A 23403-nucleotide genomic window follows, 5' to 3' on the forward strand; every position below is an offset into this window, starting at 1 on the left:
CATAGGGAGAATTATCAAGGTAAGATGTCTTCTTCAACTCGTGGATTATTTATGTGTTGTTTCTTCCACTTTACTTTGGCAACTGCCGCGACAGAAAAGCCGCACTTTTCATAAATTCATTGCAATCAAACGTTTACGAGTGAACAGAATTGTTTTTAAGATGTTTGCAGGTATTTGTTTACTAGCGAATTAATAGCCTAAAATTTTGAAGTGTTAGTCACTTTTAATTAACCTGCTGTTCAAAAAAAATAAATTGCTTATTTCTTCAAAATCCGTCCTCTTGGTGCATCGTTCTCGCAAAGTACTATTTCCGAATGTAGGAATTCGGCAGCAGTAGCAGAATCTTTTACTTTGACCGCACTACGATTGAGCATCTCCGCTTCAAATTCCTTTAATACTATTTGGCGTAAGCCCGCTTCTTTCCATTTCGAAAAAGAATTGCATTCATTATAAAGTAAACGTGCCAAAGTAAGTGCATCAATCAAGGCTTGATTTGCCCCTTGACCTTTAAAGGGACTCATCGGGTGGGCGGCATCGCCAATGAGGGTTGCTCGATTTGCTTTGCACAATTGTTCTGCTTGCAGAAGTTCGCGATCATACACAGGATAACCAGATATCTGAGCCTCCGAAGTCGCGGCTACAATTTGCGGAATAGGAGAGTGCCACTGTGTTCTTCGGCATGCCTCTTGTTTTAAAGCTTGAGGTCCTTTGGAGCTTAAGACTTTTGCATCTTCTTCCTCCATCGGAAAACTCAACTGCCACATCACGGTATCTGCATCGTAGGGCATTATATAAATACGTTCATTTCCGTTTGCAGTCTGAAATACCGTGGCGGAATCTAATAACGGACTTTCTAGATCATTTAATGAACTTAAGGGGCAAATGCCCAGTATTACAATACAACCCAAATAATGCAAGGGGGAATTTTCCTCGCCAATTAGTAGTTTTCGCACTGAACTGCGGATACCATCGGCACCAACCACAAGATCTGCTTTATAATGTTTGATTTGTCCATCAACCTGAAAACTTAAATCGACTTTTTGATCTTCTGTATCACAAAAGTCGATTAATTGATGTCCCCACTGTACCGAATTATCGCTGCCTAATTGCTCCAATAGTGCCAAACGTAGTTTTTGTCGTGCGATATGAATGTTGCAACGTTTTTGAGAAGTTGCTTCGGCGGTAGGCATCCATTTCCGCATTCCCCACTCTCCAATTACTTTCCCTTCGCAGGTGTGCACAAGGTGCTTTGTAGAAGTAACCCCAGCTTCCAAAGAGGATATCCCAAAACTTTCGATGACTTTGCTTGCCTGCTGCAAGGTGAGGCCGTAGCCTTGGGAGCGGGCTTCATAATCATTGTCGCGTTCAAAAATTGTGAAGGGAATTCCGCGATGCAAACAGGCCACGGCAAGTGCAACACCGCCAATTCCGGCGCCAATTATGGCAATATGCGGATAGTTTTCGGTGTCTGCAGCAGGAGAATTATCAGACGGAATTATTCCAGATCCCGAACATTTTGAGCATGTCTGCAAATGAGCTTTAGGAGGTAGCGGAGCAGAATTTTTATTTTCGCTGCTTTCAAACTGCTCTAGCGCTGCTTTATAGCGAAGCCGATTCTTCTTGCGAATGCCTTGACTCTTTTTGCCACGACCTTTACATTCTAAACAAATCGTCCAATTTGCGGCTTGATTTTCATCCTTTTTCACTGCTTCTTGCTTATTTTGACATTGATTTCTATCGGAAGAGATTGTATTTTCTTAAATCGCTTCTGGCGCTGAAAGTTTCTTTATTGAGTGGAATTACCTCAATTCTCCCATAGAAAATTATCGTCTAATACGTTTTTCTGTTTAGATCGATGGCGCAAAATTACTACAAATGAGTAGTCTAACAATTTTTTGACGTCTTAAAAATTATAAAGGTTCGTTATAATAATTGCTAATTTAAATTCTAAAAATGGTGCTAAAATACTTTTAGCGCTGTCCAAAAAGAGTCAACTTACGAAGCGTGACTTTGTGGTAGGGACAGAAATCCCCCGAGCGAAGTACATCCTTGCTGCTAGGCTAAAAAATCTTATGAAAATGGAATCAGGATTGCTGTACTACACGGCAATGCTATGGCAGCAAAATTATAGTGAATGTGCTGGTTCTGGCGGTAGGAACGCTCCGCTGCTAGTTGAGATGATGAAAACAATAAAAATGTTTTGCAAAGAAATATAGTTTCTAAAAGTGTACAGTATGCTATAAATTACATCAACTTTCCTACAAGTTAACTCTGTATATCAAATTTAAATAGAAGTCTGCACTCAGATTTTCGAAATCCTTACAATGTTCGACAGGATTTGCATACGCCGGTTAAAATACAATTGACGTTTTGAACCAGATAGTCGTCTGATATAGAAAATGTAACTTCTACAGGCAAGCATTCAATCCTTTCGCACTGCAAGCATTTAAAGTGGTAATGACTTTCAAATTTTTTGTTTTGATCACTCTTGTCACTGATGGCAAAATACTGCTTTCCGTCGTCCGCAACTATCCGGTGCAAAATGCCATCATCGCAAAAGCTGTTTAAAATACGGTAAATGGTAGCCCTATTTATTTCTAAATCTATTTCCTGCTCAATTGCATCTTGGCTCATGGCTTTTCCTGCCAAAGTTAAAATGTTCAGAACAGCCTCTTTAGCGGGTGTATTTCTTCTAATCATTGCTTAATGCGATTATTTCGCAATAACTTATCGCGATTATCTTGCAATAGTATAAAAATATATTATATTTGCCAAATATTTCAAATGCGACATAGTTGCGTTAGAGTGTCTTTTAATAGTCACAGAAAATAAGAAAGATAGCATTTCTCACATTATGATAGTTAGTCGCAGTAAAAACACAATTGTATATTTATTTCTCTTCCTTTTTCTCTCTTTGAAAATGGTTGGGTTACATACTTTTATGCACGCTGAAGATGACGATCACGCAACACCTTGTGCGGTCTGTGAACATGCGATTACCCAAAATCTCACGCCTTTTATTAGCCCTCAGGAGGAAGAGTTGGTAATTGCTAAAATCCAGATTAATGTCTTAAAAGAAACAAGAACAGCCTACAATTTTCTTGTGTCTTATTGTATTGCAACAAATCAGTTATTTTCAAGACCACCTCCCGCTACAACTTAAATCACCTCCGAACTTGATTGCCTGAACGACAGCGAACTTTAATTTCTCACGAGATTAAACCACTTTCGCATGCTTGAATAGTAACTGCTGCTTTAGAGAAAAATTCTTTTCCAAAAAAGAACATTTCTCCTCACAGCGGCATTCAATAAGCAGATCATCATTTTCGCTCCTCACTATATTTTCCCACAATTAAAAACGCACAAATGCATAATAAAAATATGCTAGTTGTTGCCTTCGCGCTATTTCATATAGTAGTATTTGGGCAACAGGATACTACCGCAATACATTTAGACGCCGTGATTTTAAAAACTGTCAATCTTCAAAAATCAATTTTTAAAACGCAGGATGTTAGCGAACTAGTGCAACGCATCAATACCGGTAAAGACCTTGCACATCATTTGCAGTCATTAACTGGTGTTCAAATTAGAAAATCTGGAGCCAATGTTTCAAAACCAATAATTGATGGTCTATCAAGTAGCCGTATTGTATATATGATAAACGGTGTAAAGTTAGAAAATCAGGATTGGGCAGATTCTCATTCGCCAGAAATAGATGCCGATTTAGCCAATATTCTAAGTGTATTGCGAGGTGCAGAGTCGGTTAAATATGGTTCTAATGCGTTAGGAGGTGTAGTTAATATCGAAACTGGTAGAATTCCAGATAATACTAGTATTAACGGGTCTGCAACAGTTCACTATTCTCAAAACACGCGTGGAATGGGCAGTAATTTGAAGCTTCAGCAGAATTTAAATCTTATAAAAGGCTTGCGTTGGCGAATTGGAACAAATTATACAAAACACGGCGACTATCATAATCAAGAATACAATGTTGCAAACTCTGGAACAAGTCTAAATAGTTACCAAACCGAGATAGAATATGCAGTTAAAAATGTGAAATTTAAATCCTTCTATTCTTATTACAATTCAAAGCAGGGGAATTATTTTGGAGCGCTTACTGGTAATATCGAAGAATTTGAAGAACGCATTAAACACGGTAAACCACTCGTCACTTTTCCTTACTCGTTTAATCTCCACGCACCCTATCAGGAAAGCACCCACCAGATTGCAAGTACCTCTGTGGATTGGAAATTTGCACCACATTATTTTTTAAAATCGCACTACTCATATCAAAAAAACCAGAAGGAAGAATTTGATATAAGACGAAGTGCATTGAGTTCAGTTCCCATTCAAGATCTGACTTTAACTGCAAATCACCTTGATATAGAATTAGGTAATAAAATCAACAATCGATATTCAGCACTCGGATTTCAAATACGAAGCAAGACCAATTACAATCAACCGGGGACGGGAGTCACTCCGAGCTTGCCGAATTATATCTATATGGAAAATTCACTTTATACCCATCACACGCTAAAACTGAAACAGTGGATGCTAAATGCGGGATTGCGTTATGATTGGGCATTTATGAACGCTAGAGGAATTAATTTCTTAGGTCAAAATTATGGAGAGAACAAAAACTTCTCAGCCTTGTCTGCCCAAGTAGCAGCCAAACGATCTACCGAAATGTGGGATTTCTATTCGTCCTTAAGTTACGGATGGCGCGTACCTGAATCGTATGAATTATATGCGAATGGCAAACAACACGGTATTCCTATTTATTATGTTGGAAATATGAATATGAGTCCAGAAAAAGGACAGAAATGGATGAATTCCATCACCTACAAAACAACGAATACAAGTTTAGAATTTCAGGGTTTTATTAATAGGATAGAAGATTATATTTATGCTGTGCCGACTCATCAGTACAAACAACTTTTTTCAGGTCCGGCTGCCATTTTCCAGTTTAAGCAACAAGATGCGTTACTAGCAGGCATTGACATTATTCATGCTACCGATATAAATTCTAATATAAATCTGATAAACAAATTTAGTTGGATTCAGGGACATGAAATTAGATCTAAAGCTGCTTTACCCAATATTTCTCCTATAAGAGTTCACAGCACTTTAAGCTATCAGCTACCCGTATTGGCAAATTTTCAAGACAACAGCTTTCGTCTTAGTCACGAATGGACTGCAAAGAAAAATGATTTCAATCCAGATTATGAGTTATCATCGAATACACCACCGGCCTATCATTTATTCAACTTGTCAGCCTCAACGAGCTATCCAATTGACAAAAATTCAGTACTAAAATTTACCACTAGCGTAGATAACCTATTTAATACATTATATAAGGACTATTTGAACCTACACCGCTATTTTGTTCACGATAGAGGACGTAGTATTAATGTGAACATTCAATTTAATTTTTAATTTTTTTTTATGAAAACACAATTTTTTAAAACGATTGTAGTAGCATTTTCAATTATGACTATGTTAGGTTTATCGTCTTGTAGTAAGGATGACTATCTTCCAGCCACGCCCAACGACGAATCATTGGAGCTAGGGCATGAAGAGTGGGCAAAAGTAACCTTCAGATTTCACCGAGGCCATTTGCATGGAGCTTCCTTTCATGGTAGTCCAACCAATGAAAATGTACAGTATTTCAAAGCCGTGCAAGAGATTAATTATGAGTATGATGCGTCCGGAAATTTAATTACACCAGAAACGCCTATTCGGTTAATCAAGGGCGAAATTTATGCTTTGGAAATAACCTATTTTGGTAAAAATGGTGAGCGTATCAATTCGGAATTTACCTCCGAAATCAACGCACCTATACATCAACATTTCTTTCTTACCAAGAATGCTAAGCAAATTAATACCGATATTGATTTTGCAAATGCTAGCACAATTCTAGACTACGTTTACCGTGATACCAATCCAGAAGATGGAATGTACTCGACCGCCGGAGTTACATTGAGAGCAGAGAATGACCCTATTGGTCTGAAAGGCTATTTTTTTGTAAATCAATCCTATACTCAATTTGATTTAAATGTAATTTTAGTACATATTTTAAAAGGAAATAAGTGGAATGGAAATGGAATGCCTTTCCCTTTTAACGCGCCAAGTAATGCCTTTTTAGGCACACAAGATCTAAATATTAAAATTCCGATAAGAGTATTTGCTAACCGTCCAGGCAATGAAGATTTTGATCAGTTTATCCAAGATATTGCCGATGAGTTTAATGTTTCTTTTGACGAGGCAGAAGCAGATTGGCTCGAAGCTGTAGAAACTCCTTTCGAAAGTGGACAATATTGGATGTAAATTCGGTGATTGGATTTTTAAACATTTTTAAAATTGTCGAAATTTAATACCAATTGCAGTAAACGCTTTGTAAGCACTATGTGTACAGAGCGCGAATTCTCCACTAATCAACGACTAGTGGAACTTTTTGAGTACTAGTTAAAATGACACCCAATTTTATTAAAGTTGGGTGTTTTTTGATTTATATTAAAAGTTGGCAGATATCTTTTCGATGGTAAAGTATGAAGTTGTTTAATTTCTGCAGTACTAGGACAAAGTGTGAGCATTAAACAGACTTTGAAAATTCCAATTTGCATATTTTTCTAAAGTAAAATTTTGCCTTTATTAGAACCAAGATAATTCTAGAATTATAAATTTTTTAAAATTTGAGAATACTACTCACAGTTTGTATTTTTGCCAGATGATTGACAATTTTACCACTGAATTTTTTGGCATCGGCATATTAAACGGAAAGACACCCGAAAATCTTGGTGTTTTGTGGCGTTCTGCGCAAAACCTCGGCGCAAGTTATATCTTTACAATCGGAAATCGCTATGCCAAACAAGCTTGCGATACCCACAATGCCGTAAAATCAATGCCTTATTTTCACTACGAAAATTTTGATGATTTCTACAAAAACCTACCAAAAGGAGCGCGATTAGTAGGAGTTGAGCTGGATGAAAGAGCCGAAGATTTGGAAACTTTTGAGCACCCACGGCGCTGTGTATATTTACTTGGAGCCGAAGATAATGGCCTTTCGAATCAAGCAATCGAAAAGTGCCATTTTCTAGTAAAATTCAAGTCAGAAAAAAGTTTAAACGTTTCGGTTGCGGGGAGCATTGTACTTTATGACCGAGGAATCGGGAAGCCTAGATCCTAAAAACACTGCATTAGTGCTTGTTCTTTCTTTCGAATTTCAAATGAACAGATTTTCGAAAGTGTTTTGTGAAAATTAATTATTCTAATTGATGGAAGTAATGGTGATTCTATAATCCATATTTTGAGTCGATTTACTTAATTTCAACCTTGAGGCATTATTGAAATCTAGTAAACTAATGTCGTTAGGTAAGTAAATACCGCGCATGTTATAGGTTCAAAATAAATTTTAACAAAGCCTCTAAACACAGTTTTAATCAACGCAGAAAACGATTTGCATTGTAGTGTTATATTATTTCGAGCCAAAAAACTAAGAGTTTAGAACTGTTTTCACAATTAGTCAATAACTAAGACTTCCCTTGTTTTTCCATCCACCAACAAACTCACAATACGTCTTATAATTTTGTTTACCTTTGCGGCAAATTAAGGTTGTTGTATTAATTATCTAATACTGCATTAAAAGGGAATTTGGTTTAAAACCAAAGCTGTTCCCGCAACTGTAAGCTATCATGCTTGTTGTTATCTACAAACCACTGTTTGAAAAATCGGTATTGCCGAGAAGTAGAATGGGAAGGTAAACAACAAGACGCAAGCCAGGAGACCTGCCTTATGTTTTCAAATTAATACTTGAATCTTCGGGAAAAAGATTCGGAAATTATGAAATTGTATTCCGTATATATCAGATCATTTTCCGTTGTCCTCGCATTAGTATGCGCGGTGTTTTTCTGTGAAATTCAAGTAGAAGTCCTTGCAAATATTTTCAAATCTTTTAATATTTAATTTTTTCTACAATGAAGAACATTACTACTCGTGCAACAATTTTGTGCATTATCTTATTTCTTTTTCAGTTTTACAACGCATCGGCGCAATATACTGACGGCGTTTTTGTACTTAACGAAGGGGGTGCAGGAAGCGGAAATGCTTCGGTGTCTTTCATATCAAATTCGGCAGTGACCAATAATATTTTTGGAATTCAGAATCCTGGAATTCCTAGTCTTGGCGATACCGCTCAAAGCATCAGCTTTAACGGAGATTATGCTTATATAATTCTGAACATCTCGAATACTGTCAAGGTTGTCAATCGCAATACATTTGCTTATGTAGCTACAATTAGTACTGGAATTAATAATCCTCGCTATATGGCTTTTGCAAATGGAAAAGGATATGTGACCAATTGGGGCGATGGCACCGCAACTTCGGGTGATTATATCGCGGTGATTGATTTAGATACAAACACGGTCGAAAGCAGCATCGCCATGAGCAGCGGGGTAGAGCGTATTATTTTGGTAAACGAAAAACTTTACGTAGCGCACCAAGGTGGTTTTGGTGTTGGCAACAGCATTTCGGTAATAGATCCCTTAACCGATCAAGTACAACAGACTATTGAAGTGGGCGATGTGCCGAATTCACTTTTGGTAAAAGACGGATTTCTTTATGTATTATGTGGTGGTACTCCATCGTGGTACCCAATACCAACTGACGGTAAATTGGTAAAAATTGATTTGGCTACCAATACGATTGTTACAACTTTGGATTTTCCGAACATGCATCCAAACAATTTGGAAATTAACACAGCAGCAACAGACTTTTTCTATACAATAGACGAGAATGTTTTTACAATTCCAGTAGATGCGACTACACTTCCAACGTTGCCATTATGCTCACTTTCGGCACAAGGTGTTTACGGAATTTATGGAATGGATCTAATTGACGACAAACTTTATGTAGCCGATGCGGGCAATTATGCTTCACCTGGAACAGTATATATCTTTGAAACATCTGGACTCTTGCTAGAAAACTTTACAGTTGGGGTGATTCCAAATAGTTTTTACAAAGCAGTTGAAGTATTGTCAAATCCTACAAATTCGCTTGCCGCTACAGTTAGCTTGTACCCAAATCCAGCTTCAGATATTTTCTATATCAACAATGGCGAGAACGCTTCTATTAAGATTTATGATAATGCAGGAAGAATGGTAAAAGAAGCAAATTACAATGCAGCAGGAATTTCGATTTCTAATTTATCTGCGGGTGTTTATTTTGTAGAAATTAGCAAGCAAGCTGACAAATCAGTACAACGTTTAATTGTCAACTAATGAATTTCAATTTTTGTTATAATCTAATTATTCTACTGCCTTTTGGCGTATTTGCGCAAAGCTATGCGCCGGCGGCAGGAGTAGCGGGATCTACAGCAATTCATAAAAATAGCCCACTGTTTGTGCAGTGGGCTTCTGGAATTACGGTCAGTCGTGGATTTATAAATATTTCAAATCCTAGTGCAACCTATGGCGGGACAAATTATGCGAGTTTCGGATTAGATAGCGATGCGCTTGGATTTCCTTCGGGTGCGGTGGTAAGTTTAGGTGATGCCGGATCTGCTGTTTTAACTTTCGATAATCCAATTGTCAATGGCGAAGGTTTTGATTTTGCCATCTTCGAAAATGGCTCGAGCAATTATCTAGAACTTGCTTTTGTAGAGGTTAGTTCTGACGGAATTAATTTTTTTAGGTTTCCTAATCATAGCCAAACGCAAACGGAAATACAACTAACGACTTTTGAAAGTCCTGAGCCTACTTTTATTAATAATCTGGCTGGAAAATATACCTCAGAATACGGAACGCCCTTTGATATTTCGGAACTTGCCGACCATGATTTGTTGGATAAGAATAACATTCAATATGTAAAAATTATTGATGTTGTGGGTTCAATAAATCCCGATTTTGCTAGCTATGATAGTTTTGGAAACAAAGTTAATGAGTCATTTCCAACGCCTTTTAACGCTGGAGGTTTTGATTTGCAGGGAGTGGGCGTTATAAGTAGTAATCTTGATGTGGATGGCTTTCGCCAAAATACCAATTGCACAATTTACCCAAATCCAACTAATGATCAATTTAGCATCAGCAATGCCGAGGAGGCAGCAGTTTCTATTTATAATCTAAATGGAGTTATGCTTTATTCGACAAATTTGTATCAGAATCAAAATGTTTCTGTTGGCCACCTGCCTAGTGGAATTTATTTGGTTAAAATCTTTTTGAATTCGGAAATAAAAAATTTGAAGTTAATAAAGCAGTAATTTTCAAACTTCAGAAGAAATACTTCCTTTCAAAATTTTATAAGCCTATCCCGGTTGATAATTTTGCCGAAAGGCTGACAAAACCTCGTCAATTAAATAGTACCTTTATTATATTATAATTATACCTTGATATAATGCTATTAATATTAGAGACGTTTAAAAAAATGAATACTTCCTTAGAAATTTAATGAAATTAAAGCCAAATGATGTCTTTTTTATTTCTATAAATCTAAAAATTGGAATCATCGCTTTTTACAACATGCCTCTAAATAAATCGAGTTTTTTTTATTTATAGACATAGTGATACTTGTAATTCAACTAATCAACTAATTGAAATTTAGTTACATAATTTCATAATTATATAATCTTAAATTTTATAATGGTTATAATTTTAAGTTGGTAATTGCTTTGATTATCACAACTAAATTTCAAACAATGAAAATTTTAGCAACTTATATCGGAATATTTTTGCTGTTCTGTTCTTGTTCGGTGACAAATCAGGATATTCCAGAAGCAGCCCTGAGGAAACGAAGTGTAAATATTCTTATCTTGGGAAATTCAGTATTGTGGCATCCTGCAAGCGAATCTCTTGGCTGGTATGGCGACTGGGGGATGGCTGCAAGCTCAGCCGAAAACGATTTTTTACACCTTTACAGTTCAATATTAAAGAGCGATCCTAGACTTTCGAATGTGCAAATTACTGCTCGAAACATTTCCACTTGGGAAAATACGATGCAGTTGGACCAAAATTTAGTTCAAGAATTAACCGAAAATTATTTTGATATCATCATCATAAGACTAGGGGAGAATGTATCTAATACTAGCAATTACACTGCTCAATTGCAGTCATTGATAGATAATTTTAGACTTAGAAATACTGAAGTTATAATTACGGGAACTATTTGGAAAAATAACCTTGTCGAAAGCACTCATAAAAATCTTGCTGCAAAGGAAAATTACAAGTACGTGTCTTTCAATAGTTTCCGATCAAGTTCGCGAAATTTTTCTTTTGGCAAATTTGCTAATTCTGCCGTAGCTGCTCACCCTTCAGATCAAGGGATGAATGAAATTGCAACTTTACTTGCGCAGGCAACTTTTGAACTTATAAAATAAAAACTTGTCTTTTTGCAAATAGCCTTATTTAAAATTGAATATTATTTAAGTAAGTATTTGGTAACTAATTGCTTATAAATCGGAAAATTAGAATAATTATTTTATCGAATTAACAAATGACATATTCAAACCAAGAAGTAGCCGAACTTTTCTCAATGGGAAAATTTGATGAGGTAATAAAGTATTTCAATGACACTATAGTTTGGGAGCTTATTGGTGAATCTACTTTTGAAGGTATTGATGCAGTAGTAGAAAACTGCAAATTAGTAGCAGAATATTTTAAATCGGTAGAAACAGATTTTCGCACTAATGATATTTTCGTATCAGACAATAAAGTAATAGTGATTGGATCGGCAGAATTTAGACAAAACGGAAAAGTTATAGATATTATCTCCGCCTGCGATATTTATGTATTCAATTCAGATATCGAAATAGAAAAAATATCATCTTACTGTATTTCGAACAAAACGAATTGATTAATAAGGCTTAAAACTCGATTTCAGTAGTGAGAGAAATTAATATTTCCATAGTAGATAATGATGCTAAATTTATAATTATGCATTAATTTTGATTTGATAATTATCGCTGAAAGTATTTCCTATTTTAATTAAAAATCAACCAATACTACTTTTTTATGGACAACCACAAAGAACAACATTCCGATTCAGATAATATGAACGAACTTACGCCAAAAGTTACGGGAATTGGTGGAATTTTCTTCTTTACAGAGAATCCGCAAAAAACAAGAGAGTGGTACGCCGAAAATTTGGGAATTGAAGTAAATGAATGGGGCTCGAGTTTCGAGTTTAGAAATGCCAACCGCCCACAAGAAATCAATTACTTACAATGGAGCCCCTTTAAAAATGGAAGTGAGTATTTTGATCCTTCCAAAAAGGAATTTATGATTAATTATAGAGTTCAAAATATAGAAGGATTGGTTTCAAAATTAGAAAGCAACGGCGTTACCATTGTTGATAAAATCGAAACTTTCGAATACGGGAAGTTTGTTCATATCATGGACGAAGATGGAAACAAATTAGAGCTTTGGGAGCCTATAGATAGCGTTTTTACCGAAATGGGAGGAGAGAGCACTAAATAAGATTTCGTGCTAGTATTTGTAAATTTGTGCTTTACTATGAAGTATCGGCATTTATAAAGTCGAACATCAAAAGCTATTTTTTTAGAAATAAATTTCAGTAGCGGATTACTGAAGTTTACATGATTTTTCCGAAAGAAAATTAAATTTAGAAGCATTACTACCGTTAGTTTCAATGTAAAGATTAGAACTTCAGAATGGCTGAAATTACTCTATAAAAATCACTGCATAAAAAAAGTCTGACTCTTGCGAATCAGACTTTTTCAATTATAATCCAGATTGTTTCTTACTTTATAGATAAAACAAATCATGTCATATTTTGACAGTAAATCAATAGACTATTTAGCTGACACTAATTTTCCAGTCGATGTAAATCCATTAGCACCTACGATTTTGTAGAAGTACATTCCCGCAGGAACATTTACATCCATCGTAGTTTCGCTTTGAGTTAAAGTTTGCTTCAAAACCTGAGCTCCAGTCACTGAATATAAGAACAGTTCGTGATTTCCACCTTCGGTAATTGATACAGATAAAGTGTTTGAAAAAGGGTTTGGATAGAAAGTCCCCGCTAGCTTTGTAGCCTCATTAACCGGTAATCCCAAACTATTGCAAGCAGGAGTCATTACTGCGGTTACAGTAGCCGTTGTTACAGCACCATTAGTTGTAAGTGCGCGACCTTGCAAGTTTACGCCAGTGTATAAGTGTACTGCACCGTTGTTCCCAACGATAGTACCTTTAAATTGTGTGTAATCGTTGATAATTGTTTTACCATCAATTTTCCAAAAAACGTTTTTTGCTTGTGCACCATTTACAAGTTCAATTTCAGCATAAGTGCTTGTTGAAAAGGCACCACTAATTTTGAAAACAAATACAGCATTAGCATTTCCTTGCGCATTTAGCGTAAGCTTATTTGTCAAGACAGTTGCTCCGTCCAAGAAGTATGTGTGAGGTGTAAGAACAAGGTTTTGACCTACTGCCGCTGGAAAAAGCAATTTGATATCTGTAGGAAGTGTATTCAAGTATTGGTAAACAATTCCAAGATCTTGTGCACACTGAGCCGTTGATGAATCTGGAATTGGGTGAATAGTTCCAGTTACATTTGCTGCTAGAAATCCAGTTGTAGTTCCAACATTAGTTCCCACATCGCCTGTAATATGAGTAACACCAGTGTTGTTAGCTTGACCATTTCCAGAGAAAATAGTGTAACAACCAACAGATAAAAGTGCAGGTGCAGTAGGACCTGTAAGGACAGCACTTCCACAACCAAGTGGAATTCTAACTGTTCCGCCGTGAATTGTCACTGCTCCAGTTGTAGAAAGAGCGCGACCTTCAATCTCAGTACCGACATTTAAGATAATTGCTGCATTGTTTGCAATTACATTTCCTTTAATTTTTGTGTTTGTTGCCAAATCGACAAGACCTTCAATTTTCCAAAAAACATTGCAGGCAACCGCACCGTTTGTAAGAACAACTTGTGCTGCAGCTCCCGAAGAAAATGCTCCGCCAATTTTAAAGATAAAAACCGCATTTGGATTTCCTTGACCGTTTAGAGTTAATATGCCATTCAAAGATGCAGGCGCTGTAACGCTGTAGATTCCTGCGTTTAATGACTGTCCCGAACCCAATAGTGGCGCAATCGTCGCAGTTGGAGTCGCCGAATTTAGCTGATTGTAAGCAACCAGCAATGATGCCTGAGCTGCGGCGCTGCTGCCATCCTGATCGTGCATAACACCATCAACATTTCCAAAGGCGGTACTTGAACCATTTTGAGTTCCCACGTTTCCTGTTATGTGCGAAGTACCCGTATTGCTTACTGCGCCGTTGGACGAAAATAAGGCAAATGATCCCGCAGCTCCCAAGCTTGGCGCCTGTGCATAACTAGTGGTCGAAAGTGTGAGCGCAGCAACCATAGTCGCCGCAAAAAGTAGATTTAATTTCATATAGAATTGGGGGTAGTGTAGGTCGAAATTGTTTCCGACACGGCGAAGGTGGTGTACAAAAAGACTTATTGATTCTGGCCATTATAAAATAAACTGATAATAATTCGTACTCATAAAATTAATTCGTAAAAATCTCAATGGATAGTGCAAAGCCAAAATTTAAAGCCAATAATCTTTAATAAGATATAACTTATAAATACTCCAAGACCTTCCATTGTTTTCATTAAAACATCGGCATGTTGGGGCTTTAAGGCAAGTCATGAAGTTAAGGGGTTTATATGCTGTAGCTAATGATGAGAATAGAATGTGTTCAAGTTTTATAGAGGTAAAATTGGAATTTATTCCGATGGATATCTCATTTAGGTAGCTGTTGTAGTCTGATTGGGATGAATGATATTGTAGCGTGGGAATTCATGGCGACGTATTGTGGTAAGCGCTAGGGTAATGTAGTAATGTTGGGATGGTTGATGTTATTACTATACAATATAAAAATGGCCATAACTTGCTTTTAGTTCTCGTAAAATGGCAACTGACGAATTCACGGGGTGATGGTCTAATTGTGCTACTGCTTCATTACATGTATATGCAAAATGCAATGTTTTTCTTGGGCGGCTTGCAGCTGCAACTGCGAAACCAATGACATTTTCAAATTCGTATTTCAGTACTCGCAGTTGCAGCCACAACCGGGCCATCCACTGTATCTTTGCTGCTAGAAAAACCACACTAGAGAAGAAAACTTCGTGATTGACGTCACAAAAGACATTTTCGGTTAGCAGCAAAGGATGCCGTTTCTGTCCCTGCCGCAAATACCAGTTAACAACCAAATAATTGTTCCCACTGGGCGAAACTTCAAAAATTAATAGACATCAATTATCATGAATCAATATGGATAAAAAGCGAAGATTGGTTATTTTTTTTTCGCTTCTGTGGTTACTCGACCTTCAACATAATTTTTCATACTACCTGGTTTTAGACCGAGTTTTCTTTCTGCATTAGCAATAGTTCCACCGTATGTATTTATTGCCCATTTACGTAATTGAATTTTGTAATCTCCTAATAACTCTTGGTGAGTTTTATCTTTTTTAAATTCAAAAACACTATAATCATTCCCTAAATTCCCTTGCATCTGCGTTTTTGAGAGAAAGTCGTTTACTACACTCCTATAAACTTGGTCTTCTAAAGTTTCATCAATTTTTCTACGATCCTTATAATGATAAATTCTGTAATTAAAATACAAACAAGCGATTTTATCCAAATCTCTAAATCCTCCTTCAAAGTTTGGTGATTGCACTTCTAAAAACCTTTGCAATTTTGCATTCCGTGGAATGGATGAAAGTGTTTTATATTCATTAAGATTCTCGAATTTCATTTTTTTCCATGTTATTTCGAAATCTTTTTGAATGGTTGAGTTGTCTGTTTTATAAGATGGAAATTCAACTATTAATTGGCTTATTCTATCCCATAAAATTCCTGTCAGACATACTCCATCTGCTCTCAAATCGTCGGCAGATTTATTTGAAGTAAAAACTATCCTTAGATTATATTTATTTTTAATTCCAAAAGTACCATCTGTAGTTGAGAGTGCTACAAATAGTAACTTTTCAAGTTCTTCATCTAACTCATCAATATCTTCAAAAACGAGAGTTTTAAATTCATTTTCTTCAAAGAGTTTGTCAAAATCTTCCTTTTTATTAATACTATTGGCTTCAACGAAATTTAATTCTTTTAAACATTTTTCTTCAAGATCATCTTTGTAATATTCTTGGAGATCATTAAATACTTTTTCAATAGAATAACGCTTTCCAACACCTCTATCTCCAATCACCATTAAACTAAACATTCCAGGATTTATTAAAAACACTTTTAACTTATCTAACGAAGATTCTCTATTACTTTCCATACATCAATTTATAATGTCAAAATTTTGACAAATTTACGGTAAAAATTTGATAGCTGTAAAAGTAAATAGTTTTGTTTTTACTTTTACTTCAACAAATAAAAACGGCCATTATGACAAGTGAAATACTAAGTTTCACAAATACAGACCACTTTTTGTATAGACAATGGGACAGAAAAATTGACGACTTACTACTAGGTAAAATTTTACCATACGTGAGTTATAGAAAAAATCAAAAAGAAGTAACTATCGCTTTTTCATCATTTTTAAAAAGCAATAGGATAAAAAGTAAAAATAACAACTGTTTAATTCTAATTACAAGAGGCGATGTCATACTAACTTGTTATTGGTGCAATGATCCAGAATATTTATATAACAGAGATAAAAATACTAATTTTCAAATATTTAATTAATTAACTTAAATACTAAAAAAATGACTAAAACAGCAAATCACAATTCGGATATTAAAAATCCAAACACTGGAACTTCAGGAACAAATAGAACCTACGATCAAAATCAAGGTAATAGAGGAAAGCAGTTAAATTCAAATCAGGTAGGAAAAACTAAGAATTAATTCATTTAAAATTTTACATTGCGTAAGCCGAAAAGCAAATAGAGTAGGCACAATATTTACATTAAAAATTATGAGCAAAGGTAAAGATGGCTTGCCAAGCAAAACGGGCAATTCTTCATGTGGAGATAGAACTAATAATCCGCCTAAGAAGTAGCTATTAAAGAGCTTTAATGTTGAAGAGGTAACTCTCCTACTTTTTATCAAAAATATTAAATTCAAAAGTATAATGCACATACTTAAAATTATTCACGGCTATCCACCAAACTACAATGCAGGTTCAGAAGTTTATAGTCAATCTATTTGCAATGAACTTTCAAAAAAGCACAAAGTTTCTATTTTTACGAGAGAAGAAAACCCTTATGCAAAAGATTTTGAAATTCGAAGTGAGTCAATAAATGAGAACTTGGATATTTATTATGTGAATAATCCGCACGGAAAAGATGGCTATAAACATTTAGAATTAGATAAAAATTTTGCTGCATTAATTCGGGAAATTAAGCCTCATGTTGCACATATCGGACATTTAAATCATCTATCAACGGGAATAATTGATGAACTTAATAAGTTAAATATTCCGATTATTTTTACGCTACATGACTTTTGGTTGATGTGTCCACGAGGTCAGTTTTTAACGAGAAGTATTGGTAAGGAAAATAATTTTCAATTATGTTCTGGTCAAGAAGATAAAAAATGTGCTACTAACTGCTATGAAGTTTATTTTAGTGGTAAAGAAGAGGACTTAGAAACTGATACCGACAATTGGAAAAACTGGATTCAAAACAGAATGAATGAAACCAGAAATATCGTTGACAAAGTAGCGTTATTTATTGCTCCTTCAAACTACTTGAGAGATCGTTTTATAAAAGATTTCAAGATTCCTGAGGACAAAATAACCTATTTAGATTATGGATTTCCTGTAGAATATTTAACTCAAACCGAAAAATCTGTAGAAATAACAAATTATACTTTTGGCTACATTGGAACACATATTCCTTCAAAAGGAATTAATTTATTAATTGAAGCTTTTTCGAAAATTGAAGCGGCAGCTACACTTAAAATATTTGGTAGAGCTAATGGGCAAAGTACCAATGCGTTAAAACAACTTGCTGAAATATCCATCAATCCAATCGAATTCCATGGTGAATATATTAATCAAAACTTGGCAAATGAAGTTTTTTCAAACGTCGATTGTATAGTAGTTCCGTCTATTTGGGCCGAAAATTCGCCACTTGTTATTCATGAAGCACAATCATGTAAAATTCCAGTTATAACTGCCGATTTTGGAGGGATGAAGGAATATGTAATGCACAAAGAGAATGGATTGTTATTTGAACATAGAAACGCAAATTCACTTCAAGAACAATTAGAATTTGCAATTAATAATGAAGAAGCAATGAAGCAATTTGGCGATAAAGGATATTTATATACTCCGGAAGGAAATATTCCAGACATTCAAAATCATTGTGAAGAACTGGAAAGAATTTATAACAAATACGATTATTCAAAAAATTTATGGAGGCTTACAATTGACACGAATCCTGAAGATTGCAATTTGAAATGCATTATGTGTGAAGAGCATAGTCCTTACAGTAATTTCATTCCAAATCTATTCAAAGAAACAGGTGTAAAACGAAGAAGAATGAAGTTTGAAACCGTAGAACGTATTTTTGAACAAGCTAAAAAATTAGGTGTTTCTGAAATCATTCCATCCACAATGGGCGAACCTTTATTGTACAAAGAATTTGATAAATTATTCGAATTATCAAAACGCCATAATATAAAAATTAACCTCACTACAAACGGAACTTTTCCAAAGAAGACTGTCTTAGAATGGGCGAAGTTGATTGTTCCAAATACGACAGATATTAAAATTAGTTGGAATGGAGCAACAAGAGAAACAGCTGAAGAAATTATGATTGGTGTTGACTTTGATAAAACAATTTTAAACATCCAAGAATTTATAGCCTATCGAAACTTATATTTCCAAGAAACAGGGTATTTCTGCAGGGTAACTTTACAACTAACATTTATGCAGAATAATATGCATGAACTGGCAGATATTATAAAACTTGCTGCTAAGTTGGGAGTGGATAGAGTCAAAGGCCATCAGCTTTGGACACATTTCGAGGAAATCGAATCACTTTCAATGAAATCTTCTCAAAATGGAATCAGCAAATGGAATCAATATGTAATAGAAGCTTATTTGGCTCAGGAAGAATATAGAAAACCAAATGGAGAAAAGGTGATATTAGAAAACATTATTGCCTTACAGGAAAATGAAAAACAAGCTGTTCCTTACGAATACGAATGCCCTTTTTTAACAAAAGAACTTTGGATTTCAGCAACTGGAAAAATATCACCCTGTTGCGCACCTGATAACCTAAGAAAAGAATTGGGAGATTTTGGAAATATTGAAGAGTTTTCGGTTGAAGAAGTATTAAATAGCACGATTTACAAAGACCTCGTTGCAAATTATAAATCAAAACCATTATGTCAAACCTGTAATATGCGTAAACCCGTATGATAGAAATTATAAATAAGTTAAAAGAAATACTGCGTGCAAATAATCAGATAAAAACTGCCTTTCTGTATGGTTCGTTTGCTCGAAAAACACCATCTGTCAATTCCGATGTAGATATTGCGACCGTAACAAGTAGTAGCTTTGACGTTGACATGTTAATAAATGATATAGAATCACAATTTTCAGCTAGTTTACTGAAAGTACTAAAAGTAGAACTTAGAAATAAAATAGTGCTTTATTTCAATGATTTGCCAAAAGTAGAAATAGCTTTTAGTACTACAATTTTGGAGCATAACCGTAATTATTTAGGGTCAGAAATTCCCATTCAAAATATAGAAAGTAACATACTGTTTGACAAATCACGAACGGCTATATCTCAACTTCAAGCAATAACTAAAGCTAAAACTGAAATTAATCAATCTGACGTAAATAAGTTGATTGATAAATTTTTATATGAATTTGAAAGTTGTTCTAATGCACATCGTCGAAGTGATGGATATCATTTTTATTATTTTTATAATATAGCGCTACATGTTGCTGTTCAATTATACCATTTTTCAAAAGGAGAAACTAAATATAATTTCCTTCCTAAAAACTTTATAACTGAAGTATTATGCAAAGAAGATCAAAATGATTTTTATGGTATAAAAGGAAGTTTGTTTTTACCCGAGGCAAATCAACAAAAAAGAAAATTACTTGATTTTTTCTACAAATCCCTCAATGATTTAAACTCAAAAAGTAAGCTAGATTCTATTAAACTTTTTTGCGAAGCGATTTATTCTCGGGATTTTCTGTGGAATTTTAGAGACATCAGCAAACATAATCCTAGAATTAAGAAAGGATTTGTTTACAGAACTGCAACAATGACATTATTTCAAAATGAATCCTTTTTTACGGACTTTATTCTAGACAAAAAGATTGGTTCTATTATAGATTTAAGAGCCGACCGAGAAGTTCTTGCAGATAACTATACCGCTTCAAACTTGGATAGATTTAACTATATCCATGCGCCTTTTGACCCATGGAATCAATCTATTGACTTTCAAGCAAATTATCATCAAGGTTCCAATATCGAGATTGCTTATCGATTTTTTGCTTTAGAATGTAAAATGTCAATCAAAACATCATTAGAAGCAATACTAAATGAACAGCACGCAGCAGCGATACATTGTCATGCAGGAAAGGACAGAACAGGTATTATAATTTCGATGCTTCATTTACTTTCAGGAGCTGACATAGCAACAGTCTACAGTGATTATTTGGCAACTGAAATGGATACTAAGAAGGAATTTTTAGATATTATTTTAAATATTATCCACCAAGAAGGCGGAATCGAAAACTACCTCCTTACATGCAATTTAACAAGAAATCAAATCAGTGACCTAAAAGTTAAAATCACAAATGCTAATAACTAATTCACTAAAATCATTTTTCACAGAACATTGGAAATATATGGCTGTAAATACCGCTTGTAAACTAAACTTATTTGAGTTCATTGCTAGCAAACCTGTTAATTCACGCCAGATTGCTCTTGAAATGGAATTAAATTTAATAGCCTTGCAATCACTTTTAAATGCTTTAGTTGCCAGTGATTTTTTAGAATTAAATGAAGAGTTGTATTCACTAACGTTTTCTTCATTACAACTTACAGAAAACCATCCCAAAAGCTTAAAATATGCCTGTATGAATTGGGCAGAAGAACACTTAAACGCTTGGCAAAATTTAGATTATTCTATTAAAACTGGAAAATCATCTTTTACTCATTTAACAGGTGAAAATTATTTTGAATATTTAAATAATTATCCTGAAAAATTAGATAAGTACCACAAAGCAATGTTTGAATATGCACGAGACGACTATGCTGAATTACATTTAAAAATTAATTTCGAAAAACATAATTCGATTTTGGATGTTGGGGGAGGTTACGGAGCGGCAATATCAACAATTAAAGCTAATTTTCCAGCAATTAATTGTGGGCTTTTTGACCTAAAAAATGTTATTAGAAATTGTATTTTACCTAATATTGAATTAATCGACGGTGATTTTTTTTCTTCAATTCCAACCGAATTTGACGCTTTAATCTTATCAAGAATATTGCACGATTGGAATGATGAAAAAGCAGAAGTAATCCTTGAGAATTGCTTTAAAGCATTACCTCGAAATGGCAATTTATATTTAATTGAGAATTGCTCTGATTTAATTTCAACAGATTTATCTTTATTGTCTTTAAATATGTTAGCAATGTGCGAAAGTTACGAACGGACTTTAAATTACTACCAACATCTTTGTACTAAGTCAGGCTTTACATTTGAAAACGCAATTAATTTAAACGAATTACAAACAATCATAATTTTTAAAAAGTCGTGAATTGGAAAGACATTAAAACAGCAACAGATAATACTCATTTTTTATATGATGATAATAAAATTTTTAATAGAAATTTTATAGAGGTTTTAAAATTTCATACGCCCGGAGTTGCGCCGGTAAAAGATTATTCTGGAGCCTTCCATATTACCGATGAAGGAAAGGATTTGTATAATCAAAGATATGAGAGAACATTTGGCTTTTATTGCAACCGCGCAGCGGTTATATCAGATAAATATTGGTTCCATATTGATGAGCGAGGACAACGAATAAGTAAAAAGAAATACGCATGGACAGGAAATTTTCAAGAGGAAATTTGTACAGTTAGGAATGGAAATAATGAATATTTCCATATTGATATATTAGGTAATAAAATATATAAAGAAAACTATATCTATGCGGGCGACTTTAAAGATGGAATTGCATGTGTAAAATTACAAAACGGCAATTTTAAGCATATCGATAGCAAAGGCAAGTTTATCAATGAAAGCGAATTTGTTGATTTAGGGATTTTCCATAAAAAGTATGCAACTGCAAAAGATAGAAAAGGGTGGTTTCACATAGACATTAATGGAATTGAATTGTATTCGGAAAGATATTTACTTGTTGAGCCTTTCTACAATGGATTTGCCTTAGTAACTTCCGTTATTGATCAAAAAAGTATAATTAATGAAAAAGGCGAATTAATCTTAATACTTTGATAGTTGTTATTTTGATTGGTCTGCCAAAATATAATATTAGTTGACCATTATTAGAACTTTGAAATCATTGCGGTGATTCGCAATTAGTAAGATTAAATGCCACTATAATAGAGAAATTTGAAAAAGGTAAGGTTTTGAAAAAGCAGATAGTCGCTAATTTCGAAAAACTATGATGTTCATTTAATTGTTATGTTCATTTTATATGAACACGCAGATTAAATGAACGAAAAGATAGAGTTTTACAATAGCGGACGGCCGATGTTTTTACCTAAGAATTAAGTCCCAAATCTTTAGCGAGTGTCTGTTGCGCACAGTCCCATAGGTACGGCTGATGTTTTTACCTAGGAATTTATTATCAGGGCGACTTATATGATAACATCTACGTTCAGTTATCTTTGTAGACGGGAATATTTCCTAGTCCCGTAGGGACGGCCGATATAATAGCGTCGCAATTCATTCCGATGATCGCATCGATACCAATATATTAACGTTAGATTTTATCACCATATTTTGCAATGAACGCCCCACACAACAGCTTCAGTCGTTAATTTTACCAATATTCAATGTCACCATAATCCCGCGGCAGGGACAGAAACGACCCGAGCAAAGCGAACTGGCGAAGCACATCCTTTGCTGCTTCCCACAATCTCAATCAAGGACCAAAAACCGAAGTCATCAAAATAGTCAAAGTCCTCTTGCAGCAAAGATATAGTGGATGGCCCGGTGCTTTTGCAGCCGCCCAAAAAAAACGAATCATCATAGAAAAGGGCGGAAGTCGCAGAGTATTTTGCAGGTATTTCGTCACTTTAAATCATCTTACAATCCAATCTGCCACACAATCATTGTTTGCAAATCATAATTTTGCTTTAGCTTTACGGCAATCTAGATTTTTATTATTCTAATATGCCTGAAATCTCTAACGATCGCAAAATTTTTACACTTTTG

Annotated in this window: 20 protein-coding genes and 1 riboswitch; of the genes, 15 read left to right on the forward strand and 5 right to left on the reverse strand. The window is 34.8% G+C overall.

Annotated features, from left to right (window positions below; translation table 11 throughout):
• Positions 1-257: 257 nt before the first annotated feature.
• Positions 258-1706 (reverse strand): FAD-dependent oxidoreductase, encoded by a 1449-nt coding sequence (locus SBO79_RS08980; RefSeq protein WP_318640082.1) that lies wholly within the window; start codon positions 1704-1706, stop codon positions 258-260.
• A gap of 366 nt (positions 1707-2072) precedes the next feature.
• On the opposite strand from SBO79_RS08980, the gene SBO79_RS08985 reads away from it, so the two are divergent.
• Positions 2073-2216, forward strand: a complete 144-nt coding sequence (locus SBO79_RS08985; protein ID WP_318640083.1) for a hypothetical protein — start codon at positions 2073-2075, stop codon at positions 2214-2216.
• Positions 2217-2319: 103 nt separating this feature from the next.
• On the opposite strand, the gene SBO79_RS08990 is transcribed toward SBO79_RS08985, so the two are convergent.
• Complete coding sequence (locus tag SBO79_RS08990; RefSeq protein ID WP_318640084.1) at positions 2320-2700, reverse strand: Fur family transcriptional regulator; 381 nt, start codon at positions 2698-2700, stop codon at positions 2320-2322.
• Positions 2701-2941: 241 nt separating this feature from the next.
• On the opposite strand from SBO79_RS08990, the gene SBO79_RS08995 reads away from it, so the two are divergent.
• The 9 genes from SBO79_RS08995 (at position 2942) to SBO79_RS09035 (ending at position 12464) form a co-directional block, all read left to right on the forward strand.
• On the forward strand, positions 2942-3163 hold the full coding sequence (locus tag SBO79_RS08995) for a hypothetical protein (protein ID WP_318640085.1): 222 nt from the start codon (positions 2942-2944) through the stop codon (positions 3161-3163).
• A 203-nt stretch (positions 3164-3366) separates the two neighbouring features.
• Complete coding sequence (locus tag SBO79_RS09000) at positions 3367-5436, forward strand: TonB-dependent receptor domain-containing protein (RefSeq protein WP_318640086.1); 2070 nt, start codon at positions 3367-3369, stop codon at positions 5434-5436.
• A 9-nt stretch (positions 5437-5445) separates the two neighbouring features.
• Positions 5446-6327 carry a hypothetical protein gene (locus tag SBO79_RS09005; RefSeq protein ID WP_318640087.1) on the forward strand — a complete coding sequence of 294 codons (882 nt, stop codon included), beginning with the start codon at positions 5446-5448 and terminating at the stop codon, positions 6325-6327.
• 400 nt (positions 6328-6727) lie between these two features.
• Complete coding sequence (locus SBO79_RS09010) at positions 6728-7186, forward strand: RNA methyltransferase (protein WP_318640088.1); 459 nt, start codon at positions 6728-6730, stop codon at positions 7184-7186.
• Between the two features lie 405 nt (positions 7187-7591).
• A riboswitch (cobalamin riboswitch) is annotated at positions 7592-7806 on the forward strand.
• Between the two features lie 167 nt (positions 7807-7973).
• On the forward strand, positions 7974-9275 hold the full coding sequence (locus SBO79_RS09015; protein ID WP_318640089.1) for a T9SS type A sorting domain-containing protein: 1302 nt from the start codon (positions 7974-7976) through the stop codon (positions 9273-9275).
• Positions 9275-10252 carry a T9SS type A sorting domain-containing protein gene (locus SBO79_RS09020; RefSeq protein ID WP_318640090.1) on the forward strand — a complete coding sequence of 326 codons (978 nt, stop codon included), beginning with the start codon at positions 9275-9277 and terminating at the stop codon, positions 10250-10252. Before SBO79_RS09015 ends, SBO79_RS09020 begins: the two co-directional genes overlap by 1 nt.
• 435 nt (positions 10253-10687) lie before the next feature.
• On the forward strand, positions 10688-11365 hold the full coding sequence (locus SBO79_RS09025) for an SGNH/GDSL hydrolase family protein (protein ID WP_318640091.1): 678 nt from the start codon (positions 10688-10690) through the stop codon (positions 11363-11365).
• A 116-nt stretch (positions 11366-11481) separates the two neighbouring features.
• On the forward strand, positions 11482-11841 hold the full coding sequence (locus SBO79_RS09030) for a nuclear transport factor 2 family protein (protein WP_318640092.1): 360 nt from the start codon (positions 11482-11484) through the stop codon (positions 11839-11841).
• Between the two features lie 158 nt (positions 11842-11999).
• Positions 12000-12464 (forward strand): VOC family protein, encoded by a 465-nt coding sequence (locus SBO79_RS09035; RefSeq protein ID WP_318640093.1) that lies wholly within the window; start codon positions 12000-12002, stop codon positions 12462-12464.
• 335 nt (positions 12465-12799) lie between these two features.
• Here SBO79_RS09035 and SBO79_RS09040 read toward each other — a convergent pair whose 3' ends face one another.
• The 3 genes from SBO79_RS09040 to SBO79_RS09050 form a co-directional block, all read right to left on the reverse strand.
• The gene (locus SBO79_RS09040; protein ID WP_318640094.1) at positions 12800-14401 is read right to left on the reverse strand and encodes an ice-binding family protein; all 1602 of its coding nucleotides are present in this window, start codon (positions 14399-14401) and stop codon (positions 12800-12802) included.
• Between the two features lie 476 nt (positions 14402-14877).
• Positions 14878-15180: a hypothetical protein gene (locus SBO79_RS09045; RefSeq protein ID WP_318640095.1), complete on the reverse strand. Its 303-nt coding sequence runs from the start codon at positions 15178-15180 to the stop codon at positions 14878-14880.
• Between the two features lie 128 nt (positions 15181-15308).
• The gene (locus SBO79_RS09050; RefSeq protein ID WP_318640096.1) at positions 15309-16301 is read right to left on the reverse strand and encodes a hypothetical protein; all 993 of its coding nucleotides are present in this window, start codon (positions 16299-16301) and stop codon (positions 15309-15311) included.
• Positions 16302-16731: 430 nt separating this feature from the next.
• Here SBO79_RS09050 and SBO79_RS09055 point away from each other — a divergent pair, with 430 nt between their 5' ends.
• The 5 genes from SBO79_RS09055 to SBO79_RS09075 all read left to right on the forward strand — a co-directional run bounded on the left by SBO79_RS09055 (position 16732) and on the right by SBO79_RS09075 (position 22458).
• Entirely contained in the window at positions 16732-16872 is a 141-nt protein-coding gene (locus tag SBO79_RS09055; protein WP_318640097.1) for a hypothetical protein, read from the forward strand.
• A 226-nt stretch (positions 16873-17098) separates the two neighbouring features.
• Positions 17099-19396 (forward strand): glycosyltransferase, encoded by a 2298-nt coding sequence (locus SBO79_RS09060; RefSeq protein WP_318640098.1) that lies wholly within the window; start codon positions 17099-17101, stop codon positions 19394-19396.
• Entirely contained in the window at positions 19393-20808 is a 1416-nt protein-coding gene (locus SBO79_RS09065) for a tyrosine-protein phosphatase (RefSeq protein ID WP_318640099.1), read from the forward strand. The genes SBO79_RS09060 and SBO79_RS09065 overlap by 4 nt, the downstream gene beginning before the upstream one ends.
• Complete coding sequence (locus tag SBO79_RS09070; protein WP_454771241.1) at positions 20795-21760, forward strand: methyltransferase; 966 nt, start codon at positions 20795-20797, stop codon at positions 21758-21760. Before SBO79_RS09065 ends, SBO79_RS09070 begins: the two co-directional genes overlap by 14 nt.
• On the forward strand, positions 21757-22458 hold the full coding sequence (locus tag SBO79_RS09075; protein WP_318640101.1) for a methyltransferase: 702 nt from the start codon (positions 21757-21759) through the stop codon (positions 22456-22458). Before SBO79_RS09070 ends, SBO79_RS09075 begins: the two co-directional genes overlap by 4 nt.
• Positions 22459-23403: the final 945 nt, after the last annotated feature.

The organism is Flavobacterium ardleyense (genome assembly GCF_033547075.1).
GTDB classification, from domain to species: Bacteria; Bacteroidota; Bacteroidia; order Flavobacteriales; family Flavobacteriaceae; genus Flavobacterium; species Flavobacterium ardleyense_A.